Annotated in this window: 14 protein-coding genes and 1 pseudogene; 11 read left to right on the top strand and 4 right to left on the bottom strand. The window is 56.6% G+C overall.

The features are described from left to right. The first annotated feature begins 27 nt into the window (after positions 1-27). The 3 genes and pseudogenes from ACOTXD_RS17550 to ACOTXD_RS17540 all read left to right on the top strand — a co-directional run bounded on the left by ACOTXD_RS17550 (position 28) and on the right by ACOTXD_RS17540 (position 4309). Positions 28-720, top strand: coding sequence for a fimbrial biogenesis chaperone (locus ACOTXD_RS17550; protein ID WP_061856884.1), 693 nt, complete (start codon positions 28-30; stop codon positions 718-720). Positions 721-735: 15 nt separating this feature from the next. Then, positions 736-3229 (top strand): annotated as a pseudogene (locus tag ACOTXD_RS17545) (fimbria/pilus outer membrane usher protein). Between the two features lie 15 nt (positions 3230-3244). Continuing rightward, positions 3245-4309, top strand: a complete 1065-nt coding sequence (locus tag ACOTXD_RS17540) for a fimbrial protein (protein WP_045336002.1) — start codon at positions 3245-3247, stop codon at positions 4307-4309. A 6-nt stretch (positions 4310-4315) separates the two neighbouring features. Here ACOTXD_RS17540 and ACOTXD_RS17535 read toward each other — a convergent pair whose 3' ends face one another. Then, a complete protein-coding gene (locus ACOTXD_RS17535) occupies positions 4316-4951 on the bottom strand; it encodes a LuxR C-terminal-related transcriptional regulator (RefSeq protein WP_032608163.1) in 636 nt (211 codons plus the stop codon). 570 nt (positions 4952-5521) lie between these two features. Here ACOTXD_RS17535 and ACOTXD_RS17530 point away from each other — a divergent pair. The 3 genes from ACOTXD_RS17530 to ACOTXD_RS17520 all read left to right on the top strand — a co-directional run bounded on the left by ACOTXD_RS17530 (position 5522) and on the right by ACOTXD_RS17520 (position 6898). Beyond that, entirely contained in the window at positions 5522-5770 is a 249-nt protein-coding gene (locus tag ACOTXD_RS17530) for a hypothetical protein (RefSeq protein WP_421766471.1), read from the top strand. Positions 5771-5886: 116 nt separating this feature from the next. Next, positions 5887-6141 (top strand): helix-turn-helix transcriptional regulator, encoded by a 255-nt coding sequence (locus ACOTXD_RS17525; RefSeq protein ID WP_003861012.1) that lies wholly within the window; start codon positions 5887-5889, stop codon positions 6139-6141. Positions 6142-6217: 76 nt separating this feature from the next. After that, on the top strand, positions 6218-6898 hold the full coding sequence (locus ACOTXD_RS17520) for an EAL domain-containing protein (protein WP_023315105.1): 681 nt from the start codon (positions 6218-6220) through the stop codon (positions 6896-6898). 33 nt (positions 6899-6931) lie between these two features. Here the strand turns inward: ACOTXD_RS17520 and nlpA are convergent, their stop codons facing one another. Next, on the bottom strand, positions 6932-7732 hold the full coding sequence (nlpA, locus tag ACOTXD_RS17515) for a lipoprotein NlpA (RefSeq protein ID WP_061856887.1): 801 nt from the start codon (positions 7730-7732) through the stop codon (positions 6932-6934). A 229-nt stretch (positions 7733-7961) separates the two neighbouring features. Then, on the bottom strand, positions 7962-9461 hold the full coding sequence (locus tag ACOTXD_RS17510) for an MDR family MFS transporter (protein WP_061856888.1): 1500 nt from the start codon (positions 9459-9461) through the stop codon (positions 7962-7964). Between the two features lie 78 nt (positions 9462-9539). On the opposite strand from ACOTXD_RS17510, the gene ACOTXD_RS17505 reads away from it, so the two are divergent. Further along, on the top strand, positions 9540-10187 hold the full coding sequence (locus tag ACOTXD_RS17505; protein WP_126501158.1) for a TetR/AcrR family transcriptional regulator: 648 nt from the start codon (positions 9540-9542) through the stop codon (positions 10185-10187). On the opposite strand, the gene ACOTXD_RS17500 is transcribed toward ACOTXD_RS17505, so the two are convergent. Next, on the bottom strand, positions 10184-10603 hold the full coding sequence (locus ACOTXD_RS17500; protein WP_022650109.1) for a GNAT family N-acetyltransferase: 420 nt from the start codon (positions 10601-10603) through the stop codon (positions 10184-10186). The two genes, ACOTXD_RS17505 and ACOTXD_RS17500, sit on opposite strands and share 4 nt — an antisense overlap. A gap of 185 nt (positions 10604-10788) precedes the next feature. On the opposite strand from ACOTXD_RS17500, the gene ACOTXD_RS17495 reads away from it, so the two are divergent. The 4 genes from ACOTXD_RS17495 (at position 10789) to ACOTXD_RS17480 (ending at position 17101) form a co-directional block, all read left to right on the top strand. Beyond that, entirely contained in the window at positions 10789-11358 is a 570-nt protein-coding gene (locus ACOTXD_RS17495; protein WP_022646570.1) for a TetR/AcrR family transcriptional regulator, read from the top strand. A gap of 147 nt (positions 11359-11505) precedes the next feature. Continuing rightward, entirely contained in the window at positions 11506-12627 is a 1122-nt protein-coding gene (locus ACOTXD_RS17490) for an efflux RND transporter periplasmic adaptor subunit (protein WP_023315101.1), read from the top strand. After that, positions 12627-15737 carry an efflux RND transporter permease subunit gene (locus tag ACOTXD_RS17485; RefSeq protein ID WP_045332988.1) on the top strand — a complete coding sequence of 1037 codons (3111 nt, stop codon included), beginning with the start codon at positions 12627-12629 and terminating at the stop codon, positions 15735-15737. Before ACOTXD_RS17490 ends, ACOTXD_RS17485 begins: the two co-directional genes overlap by 1 nt. Next, positions 15737-17101 carry an efflux transporter outer membrane subunit gene (locus tag ACOTXD_RS17480; RefSeq protein WP_023323933.1) on the top strand — a complete coding sequence of 455 codons (1365 nt, stop codon included), beginning with the start codon at positions 15737-15739 and terminating at the stop codon, positions 17099-17101. Before ACOTXD_RS17485 ends, ACOTXD_RS17480 begins: the two co-directional genes overlap by 1 nt. Positions 17102-17143: the final 42 nt, after the last annotated feature.

Here is a 17143-nt window from a genome sequence, read left to right as displayed (position 1 = left end):
GCAGAGCCTGTATTTAAGGTTGCAATCATGCGCAAGGCAATTTTGCTGGCAGGTTTACTGCTAAGCACCTGTCACTCGTGGGCCAATATTGTCATTAATGGCACCCGTGTCCTTTATCCTGAAAATAACAAAGAGGTGATCGTCCAGTTAATGAATACGGGCGATGCGCCCGCTCTGGTGCAATCCTGGATAGATGACGGTGATATTAATTCCACGCCGGAAACAGCCAATGTGCCGTTTTTGCTGTCGCCGCCAGTGATAAAGGTTAACGAACATAATGGCCAACAGCTTCGTATTAAAAAGCTGCCGTCCAGCTTGCCTGCGGATCGCGAATCCGTCTTTTTCCTGAATGTTCTCGACATTCCGCCCAGACCTGAAAATCTGCAAAATCAGAATACCGTTCAGCTGGCGATTAAATCCCGTATCAAACTTTTTTACCGGCCCGCTGCGCTGAAAGGCACGCTGGATGACGCGGTGGCGAAACTGACGCTCGCCGCCGAAGGCGATCGCTTTCGCATTACAAATAACAGTCCGTTCCATATTACGGTCGCCAATATTTCGCTGGGTAAAACGAAATTGCTCCAGGAGTCCCCTATGGTTTCCCCGTTTGGGCAGCTGACGGTCGCCGCAAAAAATACGGTTAAGCGCGGACAGACCTTCCAGCTGATGTATGTGGACGATCTTGGCGCGTATAAAACCCGGACTTTCACCAGTCAGTGATCGGAAAGACTCACCATGAAAATGAAACAAAACAGACTCTGTCTGCTGGCAGTCTGCACGCTTCTGCTTTCGCATAAATCAGGGGCCGTCTCGTTTGATCCCTCCCTGCTTGCTGGCGCATCCGGTGAGTCCGATCTGTCTCGCTTTTCCGAAAACAACGCCATGCCTGCCGGCAGCCAGGAGATGGATATCTACGTAAACGGCAGCTGGAAGGGACGTTATACCGTCATCTACGGCGAGCAGCGTGACGACATCCGCATTGCCTGGAAAGATGCCCGGTCGCTTGGCATCAACACCACGTCCGTGCCTGCGCCCGCCATTGCGCACGGGCAGGTTCAGCGGCGCGATCTGGTTCAGGGCGGTGAAGTCAAAACCGATACCAGCACCCTGAGTCTGGCGCTTACCGTTCCGCAGGCGGCCGTGCTGCGTACTGAAGAAGGTTACATTGCCCCCCAGTTCTGGGACGAGGGGATACCGGCGCTGATGCTCTCGTGGAACACGACCTGGTACAACACCCGCGCGAAAGGCGCTGCGAAAGACACAAATGATGATTTTTATGCCGGGCTGGATTCCGGCGCCAACCTGTTCGGCTGGCAGTTTCGCGACAGCAGCGCCTGGCGGAAAACGGCCAGCGGAGAGAGTAGCTGGCAGAATAATACCCGCTACCTGCGCCGTCCCCTGGCCTCGCTGAAATCCAACCTGACGCTGGGTGACTTTTATATTCCTGGCGATCTGTTTGATTCCCTGCGCGTGCGCGGCGTGTCGCTGGCGTCGGACATGAAGATGCGCCCAAATTCACAGCAGGGTTTTTCACCGGTGGTTCACGGCGTGGCACGGACGAACGCCCTGGTGAAAGTTATCCAGAATGGCAACGTGATCTATCAGGAGAATGTGCCGCCGGGCCAGTTTACCCTCGACAGCATTCAGCCTACCGGCTCCGCGGGCGATTTGCTGGTGGTGGTGCGTGAAGCGGACGGTTCACAGCAGTCCTTCACGGTGCCGTTTTCCGCCGTACCCGGGATGCTAAAAGAAGGGGTGAGTCAGTACAGCGTGGTGGCGGGTAAAGTGCATCAGAACACGCTCGATGCCGAACCCGCATTCATGCAGGCCACGCTGCGCTACGGGTTTAATAACCTCATCACCGGGTATACCGGGACGATTATTAGCGATAACTACCAGGCCGGGCTTGTCGGTACCGGGTGGAACCTTCCCTTTGGCGCGGTCTCGTTTGATGTCACCCACGCCAAAACCACCCTACAGGATCGCACCAGCAGCGGTCAGAGTTATCGCGTGTCGTACAGCAAATTTATCGATACCACCGCCACCAACTTCACCCTGGCGGCCTATCGCTATTCCACTAAAGGCTATTACAGCTTCAGCGACGCGCTCTATTCGCGCGAAGGGTATCAGCGCCTGAGAGCGCAGTACGACGACTATGAAGATCGGTTTGGCGTTGCGCCCGACATGTCGCTAAGCACCTGGGACGCCCTGCGCGCGGCGCAGCCCAAGAATACCTTTACGCTTAACCTTAATCAGCGCCTGCTCAATAACTGGGGCACGGTATTTGTCTCCGGCACACAGCGCGATTACTGGAACTCACAGCAAACCACGCGCGAATACCAGATGGGCTATTCCAACGCCATCGGCCGCGCCAGCTATACCCTGTCGGCCAGCCGGGTACGGAACAGGGACAGTGAAGAAGAGACGCGCCTTTACCTCTCCCTCAGCCTGCCGTTCTCGCTGTTTGATAATAATGCGTGGATCACCTCCAGCCTGACGGCCAGCGATTCGCATTATGAGCAGAGCAATATCAGCATGAGCGGGAACGCGCTGGCGTCGAACCGCCTGAGCTATACCCTCTCCGGCAGTAATGCGCGGGGGGGGTAAAAATGCGGCAAGCGTTAACGCCGCGTACCGTTCGAACTTCGCAACACTCGGTGGCTCTTACAGCGAATCCTCCGACTACCGCCAGACCGGGCTCAGCGGACGCGGCAGCCTGGTGGCCTACCCGTGGCACGTTCTCGCCTCAAACGAAACCGGCACAACCATGACTATCGTCGATGCGCCAAAGGCGGAGGGGCTGATGGTGAACGGCGATGAAAGCATTATGACGAACCGCGATGGCGTGGCGCTGGTGCCTTACGCCACCCCGTATCGCAAAAACGCCATTACGTTAACTGAAACGGAAAACAGCGCTGGCGCGGAATTGATCGGCAATATGGCTAACGTGGCTCCTTACGACGGGGCGGTGAGCTATATCCGCTTTGAAACCGACAAGCGCCAGTCATGGGTACTTCATGCGACGCGCGCCGACGGCAAACCGCTGCCCTTTGGCACCGAAGTGCTGGATGAACATGGTGAATCTGTCGGGTATGTCGGACAGGCCAGCGTACTGTATATCCGTGCTGAACGGCCGCCACGCGCGCTCAACGTGCATCTCCGCGGCGGAAAGTGCGAAATCTCCTCCCCGGCCTGGGGGCTGAACAGCCCCTCATCGGTTTGCCATTAATTACGGATTATCAAAATGTTACGATCATTCATGTTCCTGCTCCTCACCAGCGTTAGCGGGATGAGCTATGCCACCTGCTCCGGCAGCAGCATCGTTTATGGCACACCGATTACCATTGATTTATCGGATAAGCTGAGCCCGGCCACGCCCACATGGACCGGCAGCTTCACCACCCAGTACAGCGGCTCGTTCAACTGTACGACGGGTAATAGCGAATTTTCTTACACGCCGATCCTCTCGACCGACAGCAAATACGCGACCATCCTCGGATTCAGCAACAACAAGTATATGGTGCGGGCGGAGATCACCAATCCCCCGGCCAATAAAACCCTGTCTGCCAGCGGTAGCCATACGGCGTCTGAGCTGAATACACCGTTTACGGTTCGCTTCACCCTCGTTAACCAGAGCGGCACCACCCTGACGGGGGATACGGCGAACATGAGCGACGTTCTGTTCGTCAGCGACATGAGCGGGTTATCTATCTGGGAAATCATCACCTGGCCAATCAATCAGGTCATCAAGATAGCGCAGTGGTTATTCAGCGGGTTCAAGTGGCCTTACGACAACCGCGATATGTTTGGTCAGCCGATGATCATCAAATACGCGCCGAAACTGACTACCTGTTCCTTTGATAATGCGGGGCTGACCGTGGCGCTGCCGACGCTCGGCATTCCCCAGCTCAGTGCATCCTCACAGCCGGGGCTGACGCCTTTTTCACTGAACATGAGCTGTCAGAACGTCGGGGTTAATGGCAATTCCGATCGGGCAATTGAGATGTTTCTGTCCAGCACGCAGCTGCTTTCGACCGACAGCTCGGTGCTGATCGACAGCAGCAGTAGCGCGGCGCAGGGCGTGGGGCTCCGCCTGATAAAACGTGACGCCCCGCAAACGCCGGTGACCTTCTCTAACTCGACCACCAGCCGTGGCAACGCCACAATGATCTTCAGCGTGGCGGCTGGCGCGGCGCTGGACGAACATTTCACCCTTCCGATGGCGGCGTACTATTACGTGTGGGCACCCGCCCAGGTGAGCCAGGGTAAGATCAATACATCGGCTACGCTGAATATTATCTACCCCTGATGTGGACTATTCCTCCATCTTTCCAACCGTCTGCACATACTTAATCAGTTCGCTGTGGTTGGAAAGATTCAGCTTTTTCATCGCATTATGCTTCTGCGTCGCAATGGTACTGACCGAACGGTTTCGATGACGGGCAATCTCCGTCGTTGAAAATCCTTCCACAATAAGATGAAGCACCTCCCACTCTCTGGCCGAGAGGATGGAGCGCGCCCGGGAGCCGGACCGCATTACCCGCCTGAGCCACGAAGAGATCGACGGTTTTTGCCCGTCCGCCATGAGCAACGCGGGTAATTCCTTTTTCAGTTCAGTCAATTCATCCTGCTGACTGATGGTTAATTCAAATTTCATCTCCAGAACTTTTTTTAACAGCCCGTAAGGCAGCTCGGGCACCAACAGAACACGCCTGACGTGATGGGTTTTACATAAAGATGTAAAACGGCTGCTGACCTCCGCGCTCCACTCTTTATGATTAAGCAGATAATTAAATTCAGTGAAGAAAACATCCACGTTATTATCCGCCACCGCCGCCAGCGCCTGTTCTGTGGAATCGACCTGAGTAATGTTCAGTACGTAATCGGGTAAAAGATCCTGGAGCGCCCGGAATATTATCTCTTTAAATATATTTATTTTGTAAAACACCATTACCCTTACGATACGTTCAGTATTATTCATGTCTTTTCTAAATTCTCGTGACCGGAGGAAAATGATAATAGTTTATGTACTCACCACTCACAACCTCTTCGCGCCAGGATTTTATCCTTCTCAGGCTTAAAAATCTGAACAAGGACATTAAATTCATAGAAAAAATTCTATTTTATTCTGCGCGCCGTTTCCCCTTGCAGATAAAGCCTTGTCGATAACCCTGCCACGATCACAATTTTTCTTACAGCAATAGCATTAAGCCACTGAAAAATCGGTGGATTAACCCCATTAATTAACCGTCCGATGCTTATTATCCGCTCATTTACAGAATAAAAATCTGGCATGAATATTATTAGAAGATTAAAACAATTGCATATACCATTAAAACCCTTTTTCAATTTTATCTTCCTCTAATAATTGGCATCAGCTTTACTCGACGGTTTGTATTGGCTTACATTGATGCCATCGCATCGCGTTATTTAAAAAAGTGCTCGCTATTCTTTTAATAAGAGAGTGCGAACCGCCATTTTCTCTTATATGAACTGTTTACTCAGCGAAAGGAGAATGCCAATGCAAAATAAAAAAACAATTCACGTTGCCGTTGTTGACAGCTGCGAATTCACGATGATTGGCCTGCAATCGCTTGGAAAGCGTGAGCCTGATGAAAAACACGACGTTATTTTCCATGGGTTTACCCATATCGAAGAACTTGCTATGAGTGAACAACTCTTTGATATCATCATTTATGATCCGTTGAATACGCGTCATTTCCGGGTGACGACGAATGACGACATTCTCTGCATTAAACAGAACAAGTGACGGCGAAGATCTATATCTATTCGTTATCCGCCGGCTATTTGAAATTTAAACATGTTAATGGGGTCATCAGTAAAAGAGTCTCCCTGGGGGATATCAAAGCGCTGTGGCAAATACTGATGAGCCAGACGCCGCAAGAGTCTGGCCGTTACAATGTAGGCATGACGACCCGCTTACGCACCCCGGCGAGGCTGTCCAGCGAGGAGGCCAGCGTATTGCGCGGCTATTCCTGTAATCTCAAAACCAAGCAAATCGCCCGTCAGCTGGGGTGTAACGTCAGGCTGGTTTACTTTTATAAGAACAACGCCATGAACAAGCTTAAAGCCGTGCGTGGCCCCTCGTTTTACCAGAGCATTCGCTGGATCCTGAATTAAGAATTTGACCGTGTGTCGTTTGCCTTTTGTTCCCGTGTCCGCGGGAACCTTTTTTTCATTTTCTGAAGGCTGTTCCATGTATACCGTTCTTCCCTCTCCCCTGTTGCAACGTATCTCAGGGCTGCGCTTCCAGCCGCTTGTCGATCTTCATTCGGGCCAGGTGTTCGCGCATGAAGTGCTTGTGGAGATCCGTAACGTCAATCTTGAGGTGCTGTTTGCCTCGCTGCCCTCGCGCAGCGCGCTGCAAATCTTCTTCTGGCAGGCCAACACTCTCTTACAGATACCCGCCCGGGACGGTTACTGGCTAAACCTTCCGGCAGAGCACCTTCTCGACGAACGCGCTATCCGGTTGTTGCTGGCGTTACGCCATCAGCAGCGGTTAACGATTGAAATTCAGGATCCCCTGACCATCACACGGCTGAGCGAGGCTGAGCAACGTCATCTTCATGCCACGCTTGTTCGGTTAAAAGAGGCGGGATGGCAAATCTGGCTGGACGATTTAACCCGGGAGTTGGCTGAGGCGTTCGCGCGGCTTGCGCTACCGCTGGATGGGGTAAAAATTGACCGCTCAGCGCTGCGCGAGCGCGCGCCGCTTGCCCCGTTTGTGCAGGAGGTCAGGACAGGTATCGCGCAATCAATTCTTATCGAAGGCATCGAAAACTCGCGGGATCTGGCGCGCGCCCGCACGTCCGGCGCACAGTCTGGCCAGGGTTTTCTGTGGCCCGAAAGCCGAACCGATGCCCGCGTAACGCTTTGACGGCCAGCGGAGCGCTGGCCTTTTTACCGGGGCTTACCAGCCCGGCACCGCGCCACCGTTAAAAAGGGTCTCTGCCGCTTTCGCCACCTCCGGCGACTGATAGGACTGGATAAATTCCTTCACGTTTTCAGCGTCTTTGTTGTCTTCACGCGTGACCACAATATTCACATAGGGTGAGTTTTTGTCTTCAATAAAGACGCTGTCGTGTACCGGAGACAGCCCCGTTTGCTGGAGATAGGTGGTACTGATGATGGCCACATCCACTTTCGGATCGTCCAGCACGCGCGGCAGCTGCGCCCCTTCCAGCTCCATAATCTGTACGTTTTTCGGGTTCGCGGTAATATCCAGCGCCGTTGGCAGCAGGCCAACATCCGGTTTAAGGGTAATCAGCTTCTCTTTTTGCAGCAGCAACAGCGCGCGACCAAGGTTGGTGGGATCGTTTGGAATCGCAATGGTTGCGCCGTCCTTCAGCTCAGACACCGATTTAATCTTTCGGGAGTAACCCGCCATCGGGAAGACGAAGGTATTGGCCACGGCGACCAGCTTGTAATTGTGCGCCTTGTTATCTTCTGCAAGGAAAGGGCGATGCTGGAAGACGTTGGCGTCCAGTTCGCCCTGGTTGGTGGCATCGTTGGGTAGCAGCGAGCCGCTAAAGCCCACCAGCTCAACATCCAGACCGTATTTTTCCTTTGCCACCTTTTTGGCGACTTCCGCCACGTCCTGCTCAGCGCCATTGATTACGCCGACTTTAATGTGTCTGGCATCATTGCCGCCCTGGTCACAGCCCGCGAGCAGCAGGCCAGTCAGGAGAAGCGCACCCATTCGAAGTTTCACGAGACAGTTCCTTTTGAAAGACGTTTTGAAGACTATATCGACAACGAGACGGCAGGCTAAAAAACGAAAAGGAATCAGTAAGACGGTTAAGTTATATGCGGCCTGTTGCCGGGTGGCGCTGCGCTTACCCGGCCTACGTGACGGGGGAAGTGTAGGCCCGGTAAGCGTAGCGCCACCGGGCGATGGGCATCAGGCTACGGTAGTCCAGGCGCAAGCAGAACCGCTAACCTCACGCCTGCCGACGCAGCGGCGCTTCGCGCAAAAACCACGACAACACAAACGCCAGCACCATAATCCCCGCCGCCAGCATGAACACCGCATGGATCGCCGAGCCGAACGCATCCAGATAGTCCAGACGCAGGGCATCAGGCAGATGGTGTATGGCAACGGGATTAAGTTCACGCGGCAGTTCCGCCCCTTCAGGCAGCCTGTCGATCAGACCTGATTGCAGAATATGGGTGAACACCGCGCCAAACAGCGCAACGCCAATCGCCCCGCCAATGGAGCGGAACAGCGTCACCCCAGACGTCGCGACGCCGTATTGATCGGCTGACACGCTGTTTTGCACCGCCAGCACCAGCACCTGCATCACCAGTCCCAGCCCCATGCCCAGCACGCCGGTAAACAGGTAAAGCTGCCAGGTTGGAGAGGTGATTGAAATGCGCGTCAGTAACATCATCCCCACCACGCCGAGCAGCGTGCCGAGGATCGGGAACAGACGATATTTCCCGGTACGGCTGATGATGCGCCCGCTGATGATGGAGGTGAGCAACAGCCCCCCCATCAGGGGGATGAGCTGCAAACCGGCCTGCGTCGGCGTGGCGTCTTTTACCACCTGTAAATAGAGCGGCAGGAAAGTGACGGAGCCAAACAGCGACATGCCGATAATAAAACCGATCAGGCTACAGAGCAGGAAGCTGCGGTCGCGGAAGAGCGACAGCGGGATAATCGGCTCCCACGCCAGCCGCTCTTCGTAGATAAACCCGGCGATCCCCGTCAGGCCGAAGGCCAGAATACACCACAGCTGCGGGTCGCTCCATTGGCGGATCGTCCCGCCCTCGGTGGTAAACAGAATGATGCACAGCAACGCCATGCTGAGGTAAATCGCCCCCAGGTAGTCAATCTCATGCTTGCTGCGCTGCGCGCTGCCGTGGAAAACCGCGCCAATCACCAGCAGGGCAAACAGCCCCAGCGGCAGGTTGATGTAGAAAATCCAGCGCCAGGATGCGTGCTGAACGATAAACCCGCCGATCAGCGGCCCTATCACCGTCGCCAGGCCAAACACGCCGCCAAACAACCCCTGATAGCGACCCCGATCGGCAGGCGGGATCACGTCCGCCACGGCAGCCATGCTGATCACCATCAGACCGCCGCCCCCCAGCCCTTGCAGGGCGCGCATCAGCACCAGCTGGGTCATGTTCTGCGCCAGACCGCACAGCGCGGACCCTACAAGAAACAGCACAATCGCGATTTGCAGAACGATTTTTCGGCCAAACAGATCGCCGAATTTGCCGTACAGCGGCACCACGATGGTCGAACTGAGGATATAGGCCGTTACCACCCACGAGAGCTTATCCAGCCCGCCCAGCTCACCGACGATGGTCGGCAGCGCGGTGGAGACAATGGTCTGATCCAGCGCCGAGAGCAGCATCACCAGCAGGAGTGCGCTGAACAGCAGCTTAATCGACGGCGCCTTTTTCGCAGGTTGAGTCATTACGTCGGACTCCATAAGACATCACTTGAAATTAATTAATCGTATAATTAATATTTGTGGAAGTGATGAATAAGATCAAGAGATACGGTGACCATGCCAGCACAAAAGGACAATTCTGAACCCCGCCGCCCCGGTCGGCCACGCGGCGGCAAGCGCGTTACCGCCAGCCGTGAACAGCTGCTGGACATCGCCCTGAACCTCTTTTCCCGCCAGGGGATCGCCAATACGTCGTTGAACGCCATCGCCCGCGAAGCAGGCGTGACGCCCGCCATGCTGCACTACTACTTCAACTCCAGAGAACAGTTACTGGATGCGATGATTGAGGAGCGCTTCCTGCCGTTACGCGAGCGGATCGGGGCGATTTTCGCCGACAACCGGGATTCGCCGGTGGATGCCCTGACGGAAATGGTCAGGGTGCTGGCCGAACTGGCGGAAAAGTATCGCTGGTTTGCCCCGCTGTGGATGCAGGAGGTGATTGGCGAGATGCCGGTACTGCGCACCCATTTGCAGGCACGCTTTGGCGATGAGAAATATCACACCACGCTGGCAACCATCAAAGGCTGGCAGCAGGAAGGAAAGCTGAATCCGGCGCTGGCCCCCGAACTGCTGTTCACTACGCTGCTGAGCCTGGTGCTGGTGCCGTTCTCCCGCATGCGCAATGACGAGAGGCTTAGCGCCCTCTCGCCGGATATCGTGGTGCGCCACGTGTTAGCCGTGATAGGCACCGGGATCGGCGGTTAAAGATTTTTGGACAGATAGTGTCTCTGCATTCCCTGATAAGGGTAATCCTGCAAGGACATCTGCACCTGATAACCCTGTTTTTCATAGAACGGACGCGCCTGGAAGCTGACCGTATCCACCAGCGCGTGACGACAGCCTTTGCGACGGGCCTCCTCTTCAGCCGTTTTGATAAGCTGGCTTCCCACACCCGTACCCCGCACGCTGTCACTGACCCACAGATAGTCGATGTTCAGCCAGTCGCCTTTCCGTACGCCGATTAACCCGCCCAGCATGACGCCATTGTCGTCTCGCATATATACGCCAATATCGCCACTAAACGTCGCCAGATCTAAATACTGCGCGTTATAGGCTCTTAGCCCCGTTAATAATTCTTCTTTTTCTTCAGCCGTGACTTTATCTGTAATGCTCAGGTGCATAAATCTCTCCTTATTTTCAGCGCAATCTGAATATCTCACAGCTTAACCTTCATAAAAACTCCTTATTTCCTCCATTGTTTAAACAAGGAAATATTCATTCAATATGTAAATAAAAAAAACCTTTCCAATAGGCTCCGAAAACGTATAATGAGAACGATCATTCTCACTTTTTACGGTAGCCGACGATGAGCACAAAGCTGGAAGAACGACAAAAACTACGGCAGGACGAAATCATCACCGCCGCGCGCCGCTGCTTTCGCGCCAGTGGATTTCACGCTGCCAGCATGTCGCAGATCGCCAGCGAAGCCAGGCTCAGCGTCGGACAAATCTATCGCTATTTCAGTAACAAAGACGCGATCATTGAAGAGATGATCCGGCGCATTATCGACTCACGTATTGAGGAGATGCAGGGCAAAACCCTGGTTGAAGGGATGCCGCAGGCGCTTGCCTGGCGCCAGACGCTTAACGAAGATGATGACGCGCTAATGCTCGAAATGTCCGCAGAGGCCACGCGCAATCCGCTGGTGGCAAACATGCTGATCGAAGCCGAAGCCCGCATGTTCGCCAACGCCTGTGAGCACCTTAAAAAGCAGTTCCCCCACCTGAGCGATGAGCATATTCGCTGCTGCGTGGAGATTACCGCTGTGATGATCGAAGGCACGATTTACCGTCGACTCACGCCTTTAAAAGTACCGTCAGAACAATTAGAGCCCATATACCAGAATATTTTAAATATGCTTTTCTCTGCGAAGTAATCGCATGTGAATAATTAGCGGAAATAATTAATTTCCCTTTTTTCATTTCTGGCTCAGCCAGAGATGCGGGATCGCTGTGCTTTTAATTAGCCCTCCTCCCTGTTAAGCGATTAACAGGGCAGGCTTCGTTCACCCTGGAAAAAGATTATGAAAACCATAACAACCTCCATCGCGGCATTACTCCTCCTGACAGGGTGCGATAATGCGCAAACATCTGCTCCCCAGCGTCCTCTTCCGGAAGTGGGGATTGTCACACTCATGAGCCAGCCGGTGTCCGTCGTTAGCGAGCTGACCGGCCGCACCGCCGCCGCGATGAGCGCCGAAGTGCGCCCTCAGGTGGGCGGCATTATTCAGAAACGGCTCTTCACCGAAGGCGATACGGTCAAGGCCGGGCAGGCGCTGTATCAGATCGATCCTTCCAGCTACCGCGCCGCTTATAATGAAGCTGCCGCCGCACTGAAACAGGCGCAGGCGCTGGTGCAGGCCGACTGCCAGAAAGCCCGACGCTATGCGCAGCTGGTGAAGGACGACGGCGTATCACGTCAGGATGCGGAAGACGCGAAGTCCACCTGTGCGCAGGACAAGGCCAGCGTCGAGTCAAAGAAAGCCGCGCTGGAAAGCGCCCGCATTAACCTCAACTGGACCACCGTCACCGCGCCGATTGCCGGACGTATCGGCATCTCCTCTGTGACCCCTGGCGCGCTGGTGACCGCCCAGCAGGATACCGCGCTGGCCACCATTCGCGGGCTGGACAGTATGTACGTCGATTTAACCCGTTCCAGCGCCGATCTGCTGCGTTTACGCAAGCAAACCCTCGCCAGCAACAGCGATACGCTGAACGTGTCGTTGATCCTCGAAGACGGCAGCAGCTACAGCGAAAAAGGCCATCTGGCGTTAACCGAAGTGGCGGTGGATGAGTCTACCGGCTCAGTTACCCTGCGCGCCGTCTTCCCGAACCCGCAGCATCAGCTTCTGCCGGGCATGTTCGTCCGCGCCAGAGTGGATGAAGGCATCATGAATGACGCGATCCTCGCCCCGCAGCAGGGCATCACTCGCGACGCCAAAGGCACCGCCACCGCGCTGGTGGTGAACGCCAGCAACAAGGTCGAACAGCGTCAGCTGGAGACGGGTGACACTTACGGCGACAAATGGCTGGTGCTGAGCGGTTTGAAGGCTGGCGATAAGCTGATTGTGGAAGGCACCGACAAAGTCACCGCCGGGCAGGAAGTGAAAGCTGAAGAGATGAAAACCAACGGAGGAAACGCCTGATGTTTTCCCGTTTCTTCGTGCGTCGCCCGGTCTTTGCCTGGGTTATCGCCATTCTCATCATGCTCGCCGGAATGCTGGCGATCCGCACGCTGCCCGTTGCGCAGTACCCGGACGTGGCTCCGCCGTCGATCAAAATCTCCGCCACCTATACCGGTGCCTCCGCACAGACGCTGGAAAACAGCGTGACGCAGGTGATCGAGCAGCAGCTCACCGGGCTGGATAACCTGCTCTACTTCACCTCCACCAGCAGCTCGGACGGGTCGGTGAGTATTAACGTCACGTTTGAACAGGGAACCGATCCGGACACCGCTCAGGTACAGGTGCAGAACAAAGTCCAGCAGGCGGAATCGCGCCTGCCGACCGAGGTGCAGCAGTCCGGGATCACCGTCGAAAAATCCCAGAGCAACTTCCTGCTGATCATGGGCGTATATGACAAAACCGACACCGCCAGCAGCTCGGATATCGCCGACTGGCTGGTGAGTAATATGCAGGATCCGCTGGCGCGCGTGGATGGCGTCGGTAGCCTACAGGTGTTCGGTGCAGAATACGCGATGCGCATCTGGCTCGACCCGGCGAAGCTGGCGTCGTACTCGCTGATGCCCTCCGACGTGCAGAGCGCGATTGAAGCGCAGAACGTGCAGGTTTCCGCCGGTAAAATCGGCGCGCTGCCCTCGTCGAACGCCCAACAGCTGACCGCCACCGTCCGCGCTCAGTCGCGTCTGCAAACGGTCGATGAGTTCAAAAAGATCATCGTCAAGAGCCAGTCCAACGGTGCGGTGGTGCGCATCAGCGACGTCGCGCGCGTGGAGATGGGCAGCGAAGATTACACCGCCACCGCGAAGCTGAACGGCCACCCGGCGGCGGGTATGGCGGTGATGCTCTCACCGGGCGCCAACGCGCTTAACACCGCCACGGCGGTAAAAGATAAGATCGCCGAGTTCAAAAAGTCGATGCCGGAAGGCTACGACGTGGCCTACCCGAAAGACAGCACCGAGTTCATCAAGATCTCCGTTGAGGACGTGATTCAGACCCTGTTCGAAGCCATTATCCTCGTGGTGGTGGTGATGTACCTGTTCCTGCAAAACATCCGTGCGACGCTGATCCCGGCGCTGGCGGTGCCGGTGGTGCTGCTGGGCACCTTCGGCGTGCTGGCGCTGTTCGGTTACTCCATCAACACCCTGACGCTATTTGCGATGGTGCTGGCGATAGGGCTTTTGGTGGATGACGCCATCGTGGTGGTGGAAAACGTCGAGCGTATTATGCGCGACGAAGGGCTGCCCGCCCGGGAAGCGACCGAAAAATCGATGGGCGAAATTTCCGGCGCGCTGATCGCCATTGCGCTGGTGCTCTCTGCGGTATTCCTGCCGATGGCCTTCTTCGGCGGCTCTACCGGGGTCATTTACCGCCAGTTCTCGGTCACCATTATTTCGGCGATGTTCCTCTCCGTGGTGGTGGCGCTGACCCTGACGCCCGCGCTGTGCGGCTCGATCCTGAATCACACCGCTCCGCACAAAAAGGGCTTCTTCGGCGCGTTTAACCGCTTCTACAGTAAGACCGAGCACAGCTATCAGAACAAGGTGCTGCGCGCCCTGCGCCGTTCCGGTGGCATGCTGGTGATCTACGCCCTGCTCTGCGGCGCGATGGGGTTCGCCATGCTAAAACTGCCGGGCAGCTTCCTGCCAACCGAAGACCAGGGTGAAATCATGGTGCAGTACACCCTGCCTGCCGGCGCAACCGCGGTGCGTACCGCCGAGGTAAGCCGCCAGGTACGCGAGTGGTTCCTCACCAAAGAGAAAGCCAATACCGACGTGATCTTCACCATTGAAGGCTTCAGCTTCAGCGGCAGCGGCCAGAACGCCGGGATGGCGTTCGTCTCCCTGAAAAACTGGTCAGAGCGCAAAGGCGATGAGAATACCGCCCAGGCCATTGCCCTGCGCGCCACGCAGGAGCTGAGCACCATTCGGGATGCCACAATTTTCGCCATGACGCCCCCGGCGGTGGATGGTTTAGGCCAGAGCAACGGCTTTACCTTTGAGCTGATGGCCAGCGGCGGCACCGACCGCGACGCGCTGCTGAAACTGCGTAACCAGCTGATTGGCGAAGCCAACCAGGACAACTCGCTGCACGCCGTGCGCGCCAACGATCTGCCGCAGATGCCGCAGCTTCAGGTGGATATCGATAACAACAAAGCCGTGTCGCTGGGGCTGTCCCTGAGCGACGTCACCGACACCCTCTCCAGCGCCTGGGGCGGGACCTACGTGAACGACTTTATCGATCGCGGCCGCGTGAAAAAGGTCTACATCCAGGGCGACAGCGACTATCGCGCCGTGCCGTCGGATCTCAACAAGTGGTATGTGCGCGGCAGCGACAGCACCATGACACCGTTCTCCGCCTTCGCCACCACCCGCTGGGAGTACGGCCCGGAAAGCCTGGTGCGCTACAACGGCTCGGCGGCGTATGAGATTCAGGGCGAAAACGCCAGTGGCGCCAGCTCCGGCACGGCGATGAGCAAAATGGAGCAGTTGGCAAACAGCCTGCCGTCCGGCAGCACATGGGCGTGGAGCGGTTTGTCGTTGCAGGAAAAACTGGCGAGCGGCCAGGCGATGAGCCTTTATGCCCTCTCGATCCTGGTGGTGTTCCTGTGCCTGGCAGCGCTGTATGAGAGCTGGTCAGTACCGATTTCGGTCATCATGGTGATCCCGCTAGGGGTGCTGGGCGCGGCGGTTGCCGCCTCCCTGCGCGGCCTGAACAACGACGTCTATTTCCAGGTGGCGCTGCTGACCACCATCGGTCTGTCGTCGAAGAACGCCATTCTGATTGTCGAGTTTGCCGAAGCCAAAGTGGCCGAAGGCTACTCCCTGACGCGCGCCGCCCTGCGGGCCGCCCAGACGCGTCTGCGTCCGATCATCATGACCTCGCTGGCGTTTATCGCAGGCGTGACGCCGCTGGCGATTGCCACCGGCGCCGGGGCCAACAGCCGCGTGGCGATCGGTACCGGTATTATCGGCGGGACGCTGGCCGCGACGCTGCTGGCCATCTTCTTTGTTCCTTTATTCTTTGTACTGGTGAAACGTCTGTTCTCCGGTAAGCACGCAAACCGGAGGTCATAATGTTTCGTGTAACCGTATTAACGTTAGCGCTGCTGAGCGCGGGCTGTGTGTCATTAGATCCCACGTATCAGCGCCCGGACGCCCCCGTCCCGACGACGTTGCCGGGCGCCCATGGCGAAGCCAACGCCGTGGTGAGCCAGTGGCAGCAGGTGATGAATGATGCGCGGTTGAAAAGCGTGGTGACGATGGCGCTCAACAGCAACCGCGACGTGCAAAAAGCGATTGCGGATATCGACGCCGCCCGTGCCCAGTATGGCGAAACGCGCTCGTCCCTGTTCCCGACGGTGGACGCGGAACTGAGCCACACCCGCAGCCGCACGCTGGCGAGCGGTGTCGCGACAAGTGACGAAGCCAACGGCGCGGTCTCCAGCTTCGAACTGGATCTGTTTGGCCGCAACCAGAGCCTGTCGCGTGCCGCGCGTGAAACCTGGCTTGCCAGCGAATTCACCGCGCAGAACACGCGCCTGACGATGGTCAGCGAGCTGACCACGGCCTGGGTGACGCTGGCGGCGGATAACAGCAATCTGGCGCTGGCGAAGTCCACCCTGGAGAGCGCCGCAAACTCACTCAAGATTGTGAAGCGCCAGCAGGAAGTAGGCGTGGCAGCGGCAACGGACGTCAGTGAAGCGATGGCGGTTTACCAGCAGGCGCGCGCCAGCGTGGCGAGCTACCAGACGCTGGTGATGCAGGACAAAAACGCTCTCAACCTGCTGGCGGGCGATACGGTGCCCGAGAACCTGCTACCCGGCACGCTGGAGAGCCTGAGCGACAACGCCATCACGCTGATCCCGGCGGGCGTTAGCTCCAGCGCGCTGCTGCGTCGTCCGGACATTCAGGAGGCGGAACACAACCTGCTGAGCGCCAACGCCAACATCGGCGCGGCGCGCGCCAACTTCTTCCCGACCATCTCGCTCACCGCCAGCGCGGGCGTCGGCAGCGATTCGCTGTCGTCCCTGTTCAGCCACGGGATGAAGGTCTGGTCGTTTGCACCTTCCATCACCCTGCCGCTGTTCAGCGGCGGCAACAATATGGCGCAGCTGCGCTATGCGGAAGCCGAGAAAAAAGGGTTAATTGCGACCTATGAGAAAACCATCCAGAGCGCGTTCAAGGACGTGGCCGACGCGCTGGCCCGGCGCGAAACGTTGAGTGAACAGCTTGATGCCCAGCGTGAATACGTGGCGGCGGAGCAAAAAACGCTGGATGTGGCGACGCGCAGTTACAAGGCTGGCGCGGGCGATTATCTGACGGTGCTCACCGCGCAGCGGTCGCTGTGGTCGGCGCAGGAATCACTGATTGCCTTGCAGCAAACCGACCTGGAAAACCGCATCACGCTGTGGCAATCGCTGGGCGGCGGGATTCAGTAACATCACTGCCGGGCGGCGCAACGTTGCCCGGCCATCAGAGTA

This window comes from Enterobacter cloacae complex sp. CDL013, from assembly GCF_049238805.1.
Classification (GTDB): Bacteria; Pseudomonadota; Gammaproteobacteria; order Enterobacterales; family Enterobacteriaceae; genus Enterobacter; species Enterobacter hormaechei_C.
The sequence above is the reverse complement of the archived record's forward strand: the minus strand, read 5'-3'. Positions and strand labels throughout refer to the sequence as shown.

What these genes read in the sequence shown, in the direction of transcription:
- ACOTXD_RS17550 (WP_061856884.1), top strand. Translation starts at nt 28, where the DNA reads ATGCGCAAGGCAATTTTGCTGGCAGGTTTACTGCTAAGCACCTGTCAC.
- ACOTXD_RS17540 (WP_045336002.1), top strand. Translation starts at nt 3,245, where the DNA reads ATGTTACGATCATTCATGTTCCTGCTCCTCACCAGCGTTAGCGGGATG.
- ACOTXD_RS17535 (WP_032608163.1), bottom strand. Translation starts at nt 4,951, where the DNA reads ATGGTGTTTTACAAAATAAATATATTTAAAGAGATAATATTCCGGGCG.
- ACOTXD_RS17530 (WP_421766471.1), top strand. Translation starts at nt 5,522, where the DNA reads ATGCAAAATAAAAAAACAATTCACGTTGCCGTTGTTGACAGCTGCGAA.
- ACOTXD_RS17525 (WP_003861012.1), top strand. Translation starts at nt 5,887, where the DNA reads ATGAGCCAGACGCCGCAAGAGTCTGGCCGTTACAATGTAGGCATGACG.
- ACOTXD_RS17520 (WP_023315105.1), top strand. Translation starts at nt 6,218, where the DNA reads ATGTATACCGTTCTTCCCTCTCCCCTGTTGCAACGTATCTCAGGGCTG.
- ACOTXD_RS17510 (WP_061856888.1), bottom strand. Translation starts at nt 9,461, where the DNA reads ATGGAGTCCGACGTAATGACTCAACCTGCGAAAAAGGCGCCGTCGATT.
- ACOTXD_RS17505 (WP_126501158.1), top strand. Translation starts at nt 9,540, where the DNA reads ATGCCAGCACAAAAGGACAATTCTGAACCCCGCCGCCCCGGTCGGCCA.
- ACOTXD_RS17500 (WP_022650109.1), bottom strand. Translation starts at nt 10,603, where the DNA reads ATGCACCTGAGCATTACAGATAAAGTCACGGCTGAAGAAAAAGAAGAA.
- ACOTXD_RS17495 (WP_022646570.1), top strand. Translation starts at nt 10,789, where the DNA reads ATGAGCACAAAGCTGGAAGAACGACAAAAACTACGGCAGGACGAAATC.
- ACOTXD_RS17490 (WP_023315101.1), top strand. Translation starts at nt 11,506, where the DNA reads ATGAAAACCATAACAACCTCCATCGCGGCATTACTCCTCCTGACAGGG.
- ACOTXD_RS17485 (WP_045332988.1), top strand. Translation starts at nt 12,627, where the DNA reads ATGTTTTCCCGTTTCTTCGTGCGTCGCCCGGTCTTTGCCTGGGTTATC.
- ACOTXD_RS17480 (WP_023323933.1), top strand. Translation starts at nt 15,737, where the DNA reads ATGTTTCGTGTAACCGTATTAACGTTAGCGCTGCTGAGCGCGGGCTGT.